Consider the following 12,711-nt stretch of genomic DNA (forward strand, 5'->3'; position numbering starts at 1 on the left):
CGGGCTCGGCCCGCGCCGGTCAGGGGCGCATGGTGACCGACGTACGGGCAGCACGTCACACTGCTGACCAGTCGCTACGGGACACCCCGACGGCTCCGTAGTAGGTCCTGACCGTTCGAAGCCGCGCTGGCAGCCGGGATGCCCGTCCTGCGCGACACACCCGGGCCGCACCTGGCGGCCTCCGCGGACTAGGTGGCACGGCTGCGGGCCCGGCCCGCGGAGGTCACCGAACTCGACCTTGCGACGCACCGGGCCCTGCGGCAGGACCCGGAACGGGTGCCGCACTGCGCAGGCTCCGGCTCGCGGGCCGGTGGTCCGGCGCTGACCGGCTGCTGGCACGGCTCGGCGAGCTTCCGCATCTGGAGGAACTCGACATCTCGAACATGGCGCTGGCACAACTGCCCGCGGAGATCTGCCTGCTGCGTGGCCTGCAGGTGCTGAACATCGCCGACAACCCCCTGCGGGCCCTGCCCGACCAGCTCGGTGACCTCTCCGAGCTGCGGGTACTGCGTACCTGGAAGCTGTCGTGCCCTCTCCCCGACGCCCTGTCCCGGTTGCCCGCCCTCGAAGAACTCGACCTGTCATGGCTGCACCCGGCACCGGCCGACCGCGTCGAGGCCGACCCGAAGCTCGTCCCGTTCCCGCGACTCGCCACCCGGTTACCAGGATTGCGCAGGCTCAACCTGTCGGTGGCAGTGCTGGATTCGGTCCCCGACGACCTGCTGCTCGCCACCGCGCTGGAGGAGCTGAACCTCGACAGCGCCCTGGGCCGGGTGGAGCGGCTGCCCGACCTGTCACGGCTGCCACGACTGCGCGTCCTGCGTATGAACGGCAACAGCGGCAACGCCGACCACTCCCCCGGCCACCGCCTGCTCGACCGCGTGTGGGCGATCACCACGCTCGAAGAGCTGGAAATCAGCCGCTGGGGCGAGCAGACCCGGTACAAAGAACGGACCGGAAGCAGGAAAGGGATCCGGCCGCCCTTGACCCTGCCGGACGACGCCTTCGCCCGGCTGTCCCGCCTGCGGGTACTGGACCTGGGGTTCAACGGCCTGACGACGCTGCCCGAGTAGTTCTACGCGCTCACCGAACTCGAGGACGTCACCATCGACTTCGGCCTTCTGGACCCGCCCGTCCGGCAGCGGCTCGCCGCCCTCGCCCGCAGCGAGCCCGACAACCCCACCCGCGACTGGATCCGCGCCGTACAGGTCAAGCTGTTCCTCAAGGCGGACCGTACGGACGACGCCTACCAGGCCGCCAACCGGACCCTCGCCCGCCGCCCGGACTTCCGCGGCCTCACCGACGTCGCCGCCTCAGCCGGCTACCGGACCTGGCGAGGCGACGCCGCCTGACGGCGCGTTGAGGCCGCCGACGGCTTCCCGTCAGTCCCGTCGGCCCACCACCGGTGCCCGCCGCGTGCGGCACCACCGGAACGAGACCGCAAGAAGACCCCAAGATGAATGGAGCAGAGCGTTGATACACGACAGCCTGGCGATCCTCCGCCGCGCCGCCGGGGACGGAACCGTCACGATCTCGGCATCGGAGCCTGCCTCGGCCGAGGCCGTAGCGAACCGGGAAACGGGCCTTGAGCCGCACTTCGGGCCGTGCTTGCGGGCGCGGATGGGCGGTTGGTGGATCCGGGGTTTCTGGTGAATGCCGACCCGGAGGAGTTGCTGGGGCTGGTGGATGCGGCTTCGGGGCCTGTTGGGCGGCTGGTGGGGGCGGTGTACCGGCGTCCGGTCGCCGTCACCGGCAGCGGGGACGGGACGGTGCGCGTGTGGGACCTGACCACCGGCCGGCCGTCCGGACCGGAGTTGGTGTTCCCTGCGGAGGTGTACGCGGTGGCTGTCACTTTGGATGGCCGGCTGGTGGTGGGGTTCGGCCATGAGGTGGCGGTGCTGGCCCGCTGCTGACCAGGCCCCGCGCGGTGCACCCCGGGGGTGTCCCACACAGTGTTCTCATAAGCGGCGGTGCGGGCGTACGTCCCAGCGGTGGGACGAACGCCCGAACCTCCGCCCATGAACCCCGCCTGTCCGCGCACGATCGATCCATCCGGCCGAATCCTGGTCCGCGGGCCGGTATCGCTGGTGCCCTTCGAGGCCACGATGACCTCGGCGACGCCATCACGGAATGGCCGAACGGCCCTGAACTTGGTGCCGTACGGGATCCGCCAGGTGCCCGACCTGTCTATCAGCCCGTACACGCCGTGAACACCGCAGCATACGCCGGGGCCCACCCAGAACAGGTCGAGGTCTTCGGTGGTGTACGCGGCCTGGTCGTAGGAGCCGCCCAGCGAGTATCCGAGCAGGCAGTAAGGATCATCTGGGTCAATGCCAGCCATGCGCGGCTCTTCGACACCCTTGCCGTAAGCCATTCGCAGTTCGGCTACCTTCGCATCGTCGAACTCGGCGATGTGCTGCTCGTGCCGATCCATCTCCGCGTTGAACCATTCGGTGAACGTACCCGCCACGTCCTCGGGCGCACCGTCAGAACCGATCCACACGGCGATCTTGTCCTCGTCCCCGGCTGGACCGAACGAGTAGCCCGCGTAATCGGGCAAGTCCCAGCTGGCGAAGAGCGCGTGCGGACACCGGGTTGGCTGGTCCTTGACAGGACGGCGGCGCTCCGGGCGGGGTCGAAGTCCTGTACACCGGGTCGATCGCGGGAAGGGTGGGCGTTGGCGAGTGCGGCCGCTGCCGGACGTCGGCAGGGAAGCAGTCGCACTGCCGACGCAGCGGCGGGGCAACTCGTCGCTGTCTCGGGCTCCGTGCCTCCACGGCTATGCGGAGCCCGCGGACGCGGGCCGGACGGCTCGGCTCTGAAAGGGGCCGCAACGCGAGTGCCAGAAATCATCTCAATGGGTGACGTCACCTGCGGGGGTGCACTGCCACTTTCAGATGCCTCGGTCACTTTCAGGCGGTGGTTGACCAGGCGTGACTCATCGTGGCCCTCGGCCAGCTGCTCACGACTCGAGACCTCCGTGAGGCCTCGTACTCCCTGCAGCGGAAGCTGAAGCTGCGGAAGGTCCAGCTCTACGACGCGCGTCACTGGTGCCTCACGTTTCTCGCCGTCAACGGCGTGCCGGACATCATCCTCGCCGTATGGGTCGGGCATGCCAACGCCAATTTCACCAAGCGGGTGTACGTCCATCCGAGCCACGAGGACCTCCGCGTCGCCTCGGACCGCCTCACTTCTCTACTCGGTTTCAGTGAGGGCGAAGCAGCCTGATGATCAAGACGTCTAGAGATTGTGAGACATCCGCCCTCAGCGAACAGCCAAAATAGCCTCTGACCTGGGACTTTCGTGGATCACCAGGATCGCGCTCCCATCATAACCTTCTGTACGTCCTGTACATTTTTTACGGAAGCTTGCAGACCCCCGTGCAGACCCCGCAGGAGAGGCATCGCCATGCTGTTCCGTCCCACCGCCCGTCACGTACTGCCCGAGTTCACCGAGCGCACCACCAACGGGAGCCGCACCCTCGACCCGTACTCCAAGCTGCTCGCCGAGCGGATCGTCTTCCTCGGCACCCCGGTGGACGACACCGCGGCCACCGATCTGATCGCGCAGTTCATGTACCTGGAACACGACGCCCCGGACCGGCCCGTATCGCTCTACATCAACTCCCCCGGCGGCTCGTTCGGGGCCATGGCCGCGATCTACGACACGATGCAGTACCTCGCCTGCGAGGTGGAGACCTACTGCCTCGGCCAGGCCGGTTCCTGCGCCTCCGCGCTGCTCGCCGCGGGCGCTCCCGGCCGGCGGCACGCACTGCCCGGCGCGAGGGTCGTCGTGCGGCAGCCCGAGCTCACCGAGCCGGTGCAGGGCCAACCGTCCGATCTGGAGATCGAAGCGCAGGAACTGGAACGGGTCCGCAGGATGCTCATCGCCCTGTTGGCCCGTCACACGGGCCGCGACGCCGAGCAGATCGCCGACGACACCGAACGCGACCTCATTCTCGACGCGGCGGGTGCCAAGGCGTACGGACTGGTGGACCACGTCCTGGAGAACCGGAATTCCTCACTCCCCCCGCACGGCGCGAGGTGAACACCCGATGCAGCCGCCGGAGTTCCCGCCGCTTCCCGCACTGACGTGCGCCGAGGGGGAGTTCATCGACCGCTACCTCGAAGTCCTCGACCAGGTCGGCCGGATCAACCCGGCCCGTGGCAGCGACACCTACGGCGCGCTGCGCGCCGCACAGGCCCTTGTCTCGCAGGCAGGGGCACTGCGGGACGCCCTCGCGTTGATGCACGAGCGCGGCGAGGCACGGATCCACGCCGCCACACTCGCCCGGGCGCTGCGCGTACTGGACGGGGAACGGCGGGCCGGACGCGTCACCGTACCCCCCGCTCCGGCGAGTTGACCGACTTCCGCGCTCCGCGCGCACGGCTGGGTTCGGCCAACTCCCTTCGTCCCGGCATCCGGCGGCCTTCACCCAACTCCCGTACCCGACACGCCCGACGCGTCCATGGAAAATCCTCGCTCGTTCGGCGTAGGGAGTCCCCCTCACGAGGGATGGCTCAATTTGCGTTTTCCGCGTGGACAGTGGGCGGAATCCACCCTTCCGCCCCTGGTACGGAAGCGGCCCGAATCACCGGCGGAGCGTCGAAAATCATCATGTCCACCCGAACGGATCAGTCGTGAGGAGCCTCACATATCCCTGTTTCAGCTCGGAAATCCGGCAGTCGGTGAGTCAAGATCCCTGGGACGACAAGCCCCCGCCACCGCGGCGGGGCGGTCCGGGCGGACGCCGAGTCCTGCCGCCGCCCGGATGCCTGGTCGACATAAGTGGATCGGCAGGAGTGGAGGACCCGAGCACCACGGGTCGACCTGAACACCGGTCGACCCTCGGGGTGAAGCCGCCGCACGCGGCCGGGCAACTTCGCCAGCCCGAACCCGACAGGTCATCCTTCACAGGCGGCTGACGAAGGGTTGCGCATGACTGCGCAGGTTCATGTCCCGTCTCTGCTCGTCCGGGCCGGTACGGCCTCGGTTCTGACGCTCGCCGCCGTCGGCGGCACCATGTTCGTCCCGGGCGCCACGACGGATGCCCAGGCGGCGACTCTGTCGATGAAGGCGCTCAACATCGCGGCCTCGAAGAAGGGCTCGCCGTACAGATGGGGGGCCACCGGCCCCAACCGCTTCGACTGCTCGGGGCTGACGCTCTATTCGTTCAAAAAGGCGGGCAAGAAGCTCCCCCGCACGGCCCAGCAGCAGTACAACCGGACCCGCCATGTCTCGGCCTCGCACAGGAAACGCGGCGACCTGGTCTTCTTCCATTATGGCCGCAGCGTCTACCACGTGGGGATCTACGCCGGTAAGGGCAAGATCTGGCACTCGCCGAGGACCGGCGCGGTGGTCCGGCTGGAGAGGATCTGGACCAAGAGCGTCTATTACGGGCGGGTCCGCTGAGGCGGGGCCCGTCGGCGGATCGAGGCCGCGTCCCCGGCCCTGCTCCGCCGGACAGGCCCTGCTGCCCCGGCCGCTGGCCCCTTCCGCGCTCAGTGCAGCAGGGGACCGGTCACCAGCATCAGGCCCAACGCGGCGAGCGCCGCGCCGCTGCCGCCCTCGATGGCGCGCGCGGTACGCGGCCGGCGCAGCCACCGGCCCAGCCGGTCCACGAGGAGCGCCACGGCGGGGAACCAGACCAGCGCCAGCGCCAGCGCCACGACGATCGTCGCGAGCAGCAGGGGCCCGGCTCACAGCCGCGGGCGAGCTGCTGGCCGGACGCGCCCGGCGCGCCCTCGACGAGATGGACCAGGCACGCCATGAGCTGGCCCGCCTCTCCGGGCTCTCCGGCGGACGTCTGCGGGTCGGCACGTTCACCACGGCCGGCATGCATCTGCTGCCGCCGGTGCTGAGCGCCTTCCGGCGCGCCCACCCGGATGTAGAGCTGGCGGTGACCGAGTACGAACCGCCCCAGGGCGTCGCCGCGGTGGCCGCGGGCGAGGTCGATCTGGCGCTGACTCATGTGTACGAGCCGACTGCCGCCGTGGCCTGGCCCGCCGGGGTCTTCGCCGAACCGCTGCTGGTCGAGGAGCTGGTCCTCATCACGGCGGTCGGTCAGATGCTGTCCGAAGGCAGCGGGAGACTGCCGGTGACGGAGCTGGCGGGACGGCCGCTGATCAGCAGCGCGCCGACGCATCCGCCGCGCCGTGGGGTCGAGCAGGCGCTGGCCGAGGCCGGGGCGACACCCGCCGTGGTCTGCGAGTCGCCCGGCTACGCACTGGTGTGCGCCCTGGTCAGTGCGGGTATCGGGATGGCGGTCGTCCCGGAGATGGTCGCCGCGATGTCGCCGACGCCGCTGTCGGTACGGCGGCTGGATCCCGCTTCCTTCCGGCGGACGATCTCGGTGGTGCACCGCGGTGACCGGGCGAGCGCCGCCGCGGCGACGTTCCAGGCCCTGTTGCGCAGTGGGTTCGGGCGGTCGGCGTCGGCGCAGCGGCCGGGCGGCGAAGCCGGGTGACCGCGCGGGCGGGCGGCCACCGGAACGCGCTGGTCAGCTCTGCACGGGGATGCTCCACGGAAGCGCGATCCACACCGTCTTGCCGCCGTCGGCGGTGGGGGTGACGGTGAGCCGGCCCCCGCACTCCTTGGCCAGACAGCGGATGATCACCATGCCGCGTCCGTTGTCCTGCTGAACGGCGGCGGGCAGTCGCCTGGGCCAGCGGGGGTGACTGTCCGTCACCCCGAGAAGCAGTTGCTCCTCCCGCTCCAGCCGGAGGTCCACGGTGAAGGTGGGCGACTGCCCGAAGGTGTGCTGTACGGCGTTGGTCGCGAGCTCCGAGACGATGAGCTGGATGCTGTCGGCGAAGTCGGTGTCGGTGGCCAGGCCCCATTCGGTGAGCACCTTGGCCACGTACCTGCGGGCTGCCGAGACCGAGACCGGATCGCTCGGCAGAGTGAGGTGTGCTTCTTGATGGTCTGCCATGGCGAGCCGTCCCTTTCCCACCCGGACCGACCCGCGATCGGTCTGGGTTGCGCTTCGGGCCAGATTGCCATTGATGCTGCCCTCTGTGACGGCGATCCACCAAGATATGCATATATCTGTCGCTCAATGCGGTGAACCCTGCCACGCGAAACCGTCTGTGGGCGGCACACTGTCCGCTCGGCAGAAGAGGGAGGGAGGCCGTAGATGCAGCACGGCCCTGCGGTTCGACGCCGCAAGCTCGGGGAGGAACTCCGGAGTCTGCGCCATGTGTCGGGACTGACCAGTCGGGACGCGGCGCGGATGCTCGGGTGGCACCAGTCGAAGGTGAGCCGGATCGAGACCGGGGTGAGCGGGGTGCAACCCGCCGATGTGACCCGGCTGCTCGACGCGTACGGCGTGGACGACGCCCAGTTGCGGGATCTCCTGGCCACGCTGGCGGGTTCGGCGGGCGGTGGCGGCACCGGGTGGTGGCACGCCTATCGCGGTCTGATCCCGCCCCAGTACCGCGACTTCATCAGTCTGGAGTCCCAGGCGCGGACCGCGCGCACGCTGGAGACCTCGGTGGTGCCGGGGCTCCTGCAGACGGCCGATTACGCGCGGGCGGTGACCCGGGCGTCGCTGGACGGGCTGCCCGCCGGCCAGCTGGACTCACTGGTGGAGGTGCGGCTCGCCCGGCAGGGGGTGTTGCGGACGGATCCGCCGCTGCGGCTGAGCGCGGTGCTCGACGAGGCGGTGCTGCGGCGCGAGGTCGGCGGGTGCCGGGTGATGCGGGAGCAGTTGCGTCATCTGACTCGTGTGGCTCAACTTCCTCATGTGCAGCTCCAGTTGCTGCCGTTCTCGGTGGGTGGCTATGCCGGCCTCACCGGACCTTTCGTTATCTTCTCATTTCCGAGCACTTCTGATCTGGATGTGGTCGTTCTCGACCATTTGACGAGTAGCCTCTACCTGGAGCGGAAAGAAGACCTTGAGGCGTACAGCTCGGCCTTCCGCACGATGCAGGCACACGCGCTGTCGCCGGAGCACTCGTTGGACCTCATCGCCGCGATCGACCGCGACGGTCAGTGACCCCGGACCGCCCAAGGGGGCCTCATGTCGGATTGCCTCGCACAGCACGGCTTACGGTGGCGGCGCAGCAGCCGCAGCACGGGTATGAACAACTGTGTGGAGACCGCACCGTTCGGTGACGGGCGGCTGGCCGTGCGGGACTCCAAGGATGTGTCCAGGCCACCGCTGCGGTTCTCCGCGGCGGCCTGGAACTCGTTCGTCGCCGGCCTGCACCGGGTTCCGGTCAGCTGACGGGAGCAGTCCGCCGCACGACCGACACGGCGGTGGCGATCTGTTCCTCGGTCAGATCAGCTCGCGCCGTCAGCCTCAGCCGGGACACGCCGTCCGGCACCGACGGGGGCCGGAAGCACCCCACCACGATTCCGGCGGTGCGGCAGTCGGCCGCCCAGCGCACCGCCGCGTCCGCCGAGGGGGCACGCACCGAGACCACGGCCGCGTCCGGCCGCACGGCGGTCAGGCCGGCCGCGGTCAGCCGCTCGTACAGCGTCGTGGCGACGGCACGGGCCCTGCCGGCCCGCTCCGGCTCGCGGCGCAGCAGCCGCAGGCTCCTCAGTGCGGCGCCCGCCGCGGCCGGAGCGAGACCGGTGTCGAAGATGAACGTACGGGCCGTGTTGACGAGGTGTTCGATGACCCGGGCCGGTCCGAGGACCGCTCCGCCCTGGCTGCCCAGGGACTTGGAGAGGGTGAGCGTGGTGACGATTCCCTCGCCGCCCGCGAGACCGGCGGCGGCGAGCGCCCCACGGCCGCCGTCCCCCAGCACGCCCAGGCCGTGCGCGTCGTCGACGAGCAGCGCGGCGCCCTCGCTACGGCAGACGTCGGCCAGTTCGGGCAGCGGTGCCGCGTCGCCGTCGACCGAGAAGACCGAGTCGGTGACGGCCAGCGCCCGTCCCTCGTGCGACCGCAGAGCCTTGCGTACGGCGTCGGGATCGGCATGCGGAACGACGGCGGTCCCGGCGCGGGAGAGCCGGCAACCGTCCACGATCGAGGCATGGTTGCCCGCATCGGAGACGATCAGTGAGCCATGACCGGTGAGCGCCGTGACGGCCGCGAGATTGGCCGCGTAGCCGGATGACAGCACTAGGGCCGCTTCGAAGCCGCAGAATTCGGCCAGTTCGCTTTCGAGTTCTGCGTGCAGTGCGGTGGAGCCGGTGACAAGTCGCGATCCGGTCGCGCCCGCACCCCACGTGCGCGCGGCCTCGGCCGCGGCAGCGGTGATGTCGGGGTGCCGGGTCAGCCCCAGATAGTCGTTGCTCGCGAGGTCCAGAAGTCCGGGTGCGGCGGGCCTGGGGCGCAGAGTACGGACGAGTCCGGCGTCCGCGCGGCGGCGCGCCTCCTCGTCGATCCAGTCGAACGGGTCGAAGGGCATGAGCGGTCCCTTTTGTAGGCAGCTCACAGACTCTAACCGCGGGTGTAGCAGGTCATGGTGTGGCAATACACACACCATCGGCAGGCTCTGTTGTCCGGTTCCTCCTTGGCTGCGGGCCGTGCGGTAGGCCAGGATCTTCGCCATGGACCTCCTGAACACGCTGGTGGACAAGGGGCTGCGGCGCAAGCTGCCGACCCGCGAAGAAGCCCTCGCCGTACTGGCGACCTCCAACGACGATCTGCTCGAAGTGGTGGCCGCGGCCGGAAAGGTGCGCCGTCAGTGGTTCGGGCGGCGCGTGAAACTGAACTATCTGGTCAATCTCAAGTCCGGTCTCTGCCCCGAGGACTGCTCGTACTGCTCGCAGCGGCTCGGCTCGAAGGCCGAGATCCTCAAGTACACCTGGCTGAAACCGGACGAGGCGTCGAAGGCCGCCGCCGCCGGGGTGGCGGGCGGGGCCAAGCGCGTGTGTCTGGTGGCGAGCGGCCGCGGTCCGACGGACCGCGATGTCGACCGGGTGTCGGAGACCATCGAGGCGATCAAGGAACAGAACGAGGGCGTGGAGGTGTGTGCCTGCCTCGGGCTGCTCTCCGACGGGCAGGCCGACCGGCTGCGGTCGGCGGGCGCCGACGCGTACAACCACAACCTGAACACGTCCGAGGGGACGTACGGGGAGATCACCACCACCCACACCTATGCGGATCGGGTGGAGACCGTGCACCAGGCGCAGGCCGCCGGGCTCTCGGCGTGTTCCGGACTGATCGCCGGGATGGGCGAGAGCGACGCCGACCTCGTCGATGTCGTCTTCTCGCTGCGCGAACTGGACCCGGACTCGGTGCCGGTGAACTTCCTGATCCCGTTCGAGGGAACTCCGCTGGCCAAGGAGTGGAACCTCACTCCACAGCGTTGTCTGCGCATTCTGGCGATGGTCCGGTTCGTCTGCCCGGATGTGGAGGTACGGCTCGCGGGCGGACGCGAGGTGCATCTGCGCTCGATGCAGCCGCTGGCCCTGCACCTGGTCAACTCGATCTTCCTGGGCGACTACCTCACCAGCGAGGGGCAGGCGGGTCAGGCGGACCTGGACATGATCGCGGACGCCGGTTTCGAGGTGGAGGGAGCGGGCACGACGACGCTGCCCGGGCACCGGGCGCAGCCGGGTGGCGGATGCGGTGCGCACGACGGCGGATGCGCCCCCTGCGGTGACGCGCCCGGGGAGGCCGCGGCCGAGTCCCAGGACACGCCGGCCGCACGCACGGACCTGGTGGCGGTCCGCCGTCGCGGCGCGGGAACGGATCTCGCCCCCAATGCCTGAAGCCCTCTCCCCGGCCGAACTGCGGTCCCTGGACCGGGCCCACGTCTGGCATCCGTACGGCCCGATGCCGGGGCGTCAGGAGCCGCTGGTCGTGGAGTCCGCGTCCGGGGTGCGGCTGAGGCTGGCAGAACCGGCCCACGGGCAGTCCGAGTTGGTCGACGGCATGTCGTCCTGGTGGTCGGCGGTGCACGGCTACAACCATCCGGTGCTCAACGAGGCGGCCCGTGGTCAGCTGGGCCGGATGAGCCATGTGATGTTCGGTGGGCTCACCCACGAGCCCGCCGTGCGGCTGGCCACCCGGCTGGTCGAGATCACCCCGGAGCCGCTGCGGCACGTCTTCCTCTCCGACTCGGGGTCGGTCTCCGTCGAGGTCGCGGTCAAGATGTGTCTGCAGTACTGGCGCTCGGCCGGGCGGCCCGCCAAGCAGCGGCTGCTGACCTGGCGCGGCGGCTATCACGGGGACACCTGGCAGCCGATGTCGGTGTGCGACCCCGAAGGCGGCATGCACGAGCTGTGGTCGGGGGTCCTGCCCCGGCAGATCTTCGCCGACGAGCCCCCGCCCGGTTTCGACGCGGAACCGGACGCCGCGTACGTACGGCATCTGCGGGAGCTGATCGCCGAGCACGCCGACCGGCTGGCCGCGGTGATCGTGGAGCCGGTGGTGCAGGGCGCGGGCGGGATGCGGTTCCACTCCCCCGCGTATCTGCGGGTGCTGCGCGAGGCGTGCGACGAGCACGATGTGCTGCTGGTGTTCGACGAGATCGCCACGGGCTTCGGCCGTACCGGGGAGCTGTTCGCCGCCGGGCATTCGGGGATCTCGCCCGATGTCATGTGCGTGGGCAAGGCGCTGACCGGCGGCTATCTGACGATGGCGGCGACGCTGTGTACCTCCCGGGTGGCAGAGGGCATCTCGCGCGGCGAGGTGCCGGTGCTCGCGCACGGACCGACGTTCATGGGCAACCCGCTCGCCTCCGCGGTGGCGTGCGCCTCCATCGATCTGCTGCTCGGCCAGGACTGGGAGCGGGAGGTGAAGCGGATCGGTACCGGGCTGCGGGAGGGGCTCGCCCCGGCGTCGGAGCTGCCCGGGGTGCGGGACGTACGGGTGCTGGGTGCGATCGGCGTCGTGCAGCTCGATCACGAGGTGGACATGGCGGCCGCGACCCGGGCGGCGGTACGGGAAGGGGTGTGGCTGCGGCCGTTCCGCGACCTCGTCTACACCATGCCGCCGTATGTGACCGGTGACGAGGACGTGGCACGGATCTGCCGCGCCGTGTGCGCGGCAGCGCGAGAGGGATGAGATGACGGTTCTGGTAGTGACGGGGACGGGCACGGAGATCGGCAAGACGGTCGTGACGGCGGCCGTGGCGGCGGCGTGCCGGGACCGCGGCGTCGCGGTGCTCAAGCCTGCGCAGACGGGGCTGGCCCCCGGAGAGCCCGGTGATGCCGCGGAGGTGGCACGGCTGGCGGGTGGTCATGTCACCGCGGTCGAGCTGGCCCGTTTCCCCGAACCGTTGGCGCCTGCCACGGCCGCCCGCAGGGCGGGTCTCCCGCCGGTACGGCCGTACGAAATCGCCGACGCGGCGGAGAAACTGGCGACCGCGCACGATCTGGTGCTGATCGAGGGTGCGGGCGGTCTGCTCGTACGGTTCGACGACGACGGCTCGACCCTCGCCGACGCCGCCCGGCTGCTGGCCGCCCCGGTGCTGGTCGTGACGCCCGCCGGTCTGGGCACGCTCAACACCACCGCGCTGACCTCGGAGGCGCTGCGGACCCGGGGGCTGGAGTGTCTCGGAGTGGTGGTGGGCAGCATGCCTGCCGAGCCGGACCTCGCGGCGCGCTGCAATCTGGTGGACCTGCCCGTGGTGGCGGGCGCCCCGCTGCTGGGTGCGGTGCCGGCCGGTGCGGGAACACTGGAGCCCACCGACTTCCGTGCCCGGGCCCGGAGTTGGCTCGCGGCGGAGCTGGGCGGGAATCGGCCCGCCGACTGAGCGTCTGAGCCGCTCAGGACGGGGGAGAATCCAAGTAGCGTGCTTTCTGCCC

The 12,711-nt window shown here is 70.2% G+C and carries 14 protein-coding genes, 1 pseudogene and 1 riboswitch; of the genes and pseudogenes, 12 read left to right on the forward strand and 3 right to left on the reverse strand.

Translation table 11 applies throughout. The features are described 5' to 3' along the window. Window positions 1-284 precede the first annotated feature (284 nt). The 6 genes from OG978_RS06520 (at window position 285) to OG978_RS06545 (ending at window position 5,412) form a co-directional block, all read left to right on the forward strand. Window positions 285-1,073 carry a leucine-rich repeat domain-containing protein gene (locus OG978_RS06520; protein WP_442817825.1) on the forward strand — a complete coding sequence of 263 codons (789 nt, stop codon included), beginning with the start codon at window positions 285-287 and terminating at the stop codon, window positions 1,071-1,073. A 531-nt stretch (window positions 1,074-1,604) separates the two neighbouring features. Then, window positions 1,605-1,913 (forward strand): hypothetical protein, encoded by a 309-nt coding sequence (locus OG978_RS06525; protein ID WP_326764271.1) that lies wholly within the window; start codon window positions 1,605-1,607, stop codon window positions 1,911-1,913. Between the two features lie 1,030 nt (window positions 1,914-2,943). Beyond that, window positions 2,944-3,228 (forward strand): hypothetical protein, encoded by a 285-nt coding sequence (locus OG978_RS06530; RefSeq protein ID WP_326764272.1) that lies wholly within the window; start codon window positions 2,944-2,946, stop codon window positions 3,226-3,228. 183 nt (window positions 3,229-3,411) lie between these two features. Then, complete coding sequence (locus OG978_RS06535) at window positions 3,412-4,047, forward strand: ATP-dependent Clp protease proteolytic subunit (RefSeq protein WP_326769954.1); 636 nt, start codon at window positions 3,412-3,414, stop codon at window positions 4,045-4,047. A gap of 7 nt (window positions 4,048-4,054) precedes the next feature. Next, the gene (locus OG978_RS06540; protein WP_326764273.1) at window positions 4,055-4,363 is read left to right on the forward strand and encodes a hypothetical protein; all 309 of its coding nucleotides are present in this window, start codon (window positions 4,055-4,057) and stop codon (window positions 4,361-4,363) included. Between the two features lie 399 nt (window positions 4,364-4,762). After that, window positions 4,763-4,935: riboswitch (cyclic di-AMP (ydaO/yuaA leader) on the forward strand. 3 nt (window positions 4,936-4,938) lie between these two features. After that, window positions 4,939-5,412, forward strand: coding sequence for a C40 family peptidase (locus tag OG978_RS06545; RefSeq protein WP_326764274.1), 474 nt, complete (start codon window positions 4,939-4,941; stop codon window positions 5,410-5,412). An 89-nt stretch (window positions 5,413-5,501) separates the two neighbouring features. Here OG978_RS06545 and OG978_RS06550 read toward each other — a convergent pair. After that, window positions 5,502-5,690, reverse strand: a pseudogene (locus OG978_RS06550) (LysE family transporter); the annotation flags it as partial. Between the two features lie 62 nt (window positions 5,691-5,752). Here OG978_RS06550 and OG978_RS06555 point away from each other — a divergent pair. Then, window positions 5,753-6,466: a LysR substrate-binding domain-containing protein gene (locus tag OG978_RS06555; RefSeq protein ID WP_442817662.1), complete on the forward strand. Its 714-nt coding sequence runs from the start codon at window positions 5,753-5,755 to the stop codon at window positions 6,464-6,466. A 33-nt stretch (window positions 6,467-6,499) separates the two neighbouring features. Here OG978_RS06555 and OG978_RS06560 read toward each other — a convergent pair whose 3' ends face one another. After that, the gene (locus OG978_RS06560) at window positions 6,500-6,931 is read right to left on the reverse strand and encodes an ATP-binding protein (protein WP_326764275.1); all 432 of its coding nucleotides are present in this window, start codon (window positions 6,929-6,931) and stop codon (window positions 6,500-6,502) included. A 204-nt stretch (window positions 6,932-7,135) separates the two neighbouring features. Here OG978_RS06560 and OG978_RS06565 point away from each other — a divergent pair, with 204 nt between their 5' ends. Both OG978_RS06565 and OG978_RS06570 read left to right on the forward strand, forming a co-directional pair. Next, entirely contained in the window at window positions 7,136-7,996 is an 861-nt protein-coding gene (locus tag OG978_RS06565; protein WP_326764276.1) for a helix-turn-helix domain-containing protein, read from the forward strand. A 24-nt stretch (window positions 7,997-8,020) separates the two neighbouring features. After that, on the forward strand, window positions 8,021-8,227 hold the full coding sequence (locus OG978_RS06570) for a DUF397 domain-containing protein (RefSeq protein WP_326764277.1): 207 nt from the start codon (window positions 8,021-8,023) through the stop codon (window positions 8,225-8,227). Here the strand turns inward: OG978_RS06570 and OG978_RS06575 are convergent. After that, entirely contained in the window at window positions 8,220-9,362 is a 1,143-nt protein-coding gene (locus tag OG978_RS06575; protein WP_326764278.1) for an 8-amino-7-oxononanoate synthase, read from the reverse strand. The two genes, OG978_RS06570 and OG978_RS06575, sit on opposite strands and share 8 nt — an antisense overlap. A 142-nt stretch (window positions 9,363-9,504) precedes the next feature. Between OG978_RS06575 and bioB the strand changes: the two genes are divergently transcribed. Genes bioB through bioD form a run of 3 tightly spaced genes read left to right on the forward strand, consistent with a single transcriptional unit; the run spans window position 9,505 to window position 12,659 of the window. Then, window positions 9,505-10,671, forward strand: a complete 1,167-nt coding sequence (gene bioB, locus OG978_RS06580; RefSeq protein ID WP_326764279.1) for a biotin synthase BioB — start codon at window positions 9,505-9,507, stop codon at window positions 10,669-10,671. Continuing rightward, window positions 10,664-11,968: an adenosylmethionine--8-amino-7-oxononanoate transaminase gene (locus tag OG978_RS06585; protein WP_326764280.1), complete on the forward strand. Its 1,305-nt coding sequence runs from the start codon at window positions 10,664-10,666 to the stop codon at window positions 11,966-11,968. The genes bioB and OG978_RS06585 overlap by 8 nt, the downstream gene beginning before the upstream one ends. Window position 11,969: 1 nt before the next feature. Beyond that, window positions 11,970-12,659 carry a dethiobiotin synthase gene (bioD, locus tag OG978_RS06590; protein WP_326764281.1) on the forward strand — a complete coding sequence of 230 codons (690 nt, stop codon included), beginning with the start codon at window positions 11,970-11,972 and terminating at the stop codon, window positions 12,657-12,659. Window positions 12,660-12,711 lie beyond the last annotated feature (52 nt).

This window comes from Streptomyces sp. NBC_01591 (assembly GCF_035918155.1).
Classification (GTDB): Bacteria; Actinomycetota; Actinomycetes; order Streptomycetales; family Streptomycetaceae; genus Streptomyces.

Bases quoted from the DNA above. Each gene is read 5' to 3' on its own strand.
- OG978_RS06540 (WP_326764273.1), top strand. From the start codon at position 4,055: ATGCAGCCGCCGGAGTTCCCGCCGCTTCCCGCACTGACGTGCGCCGAG.
- OG978_RS06545 (WP_326764274.1), top strand. From the start codon at position 4,939: ATGACTGCGCAGGTTCATGTCCCGTCTCTGCTCGTCCGGGCCGGTACG.
- OG978_RS06555 (WP_442817662.1), top strand. From the start codon at position 5,753: ATGGACCAGGCACGCCATGAGCTGGCCCGCCTCTCCGGGCTCTCCGGC.
- OG978_RS06560 (WP_326764275.1), bottom strand. From the start codon at position 6,931: ATGGCAGACCATCAAGAAGCACACCTCACTCTGCCGAGCGATCCGGTC.
- OG978_RS06565 (WP_326764276.1), top strand. From the start codon at position 7,136: ATGCAGCACGGCCCTGCGGTTCGACGCCGCAAGCTCGGGGAGGAACTC.
- OG978_RS06570 (WP_326764277.1), top strand. From the start codon at position 8,021: ATGTCGGATTGCCTCGCACAGCACGGCTTACGGTGGCGGCGCAGCAGC.
- OG978_RS06575 (WP_326764278.1), bottom strand. From the start codon at position 9,362: ATGCCCTTCGACCCGTTCGACTGGATCGACGAGGAGGCGCGCCGCCGC.
- bioB (WP_326764279.1), top strand. From the start codon at position 9,505: ATGGACCTCCTGAACACGCTGGTGGACAAGGGGCTGCGGCGCAAGCTG.
- OG978_RS06585 (WP_326764280.1), top strand. From the start codon at position 10,664: ATGCCTGAAGCCCTCTCCCCGGCCGAACTGCGGTCCCTGGACCGGGCC.
- bioD (WP_326764281.1), top strand. From the start codon at position 11,970: ATGACGGTTCTGGTAGTGACGGGGACGGGCACGGAGATCGGCAAGACG.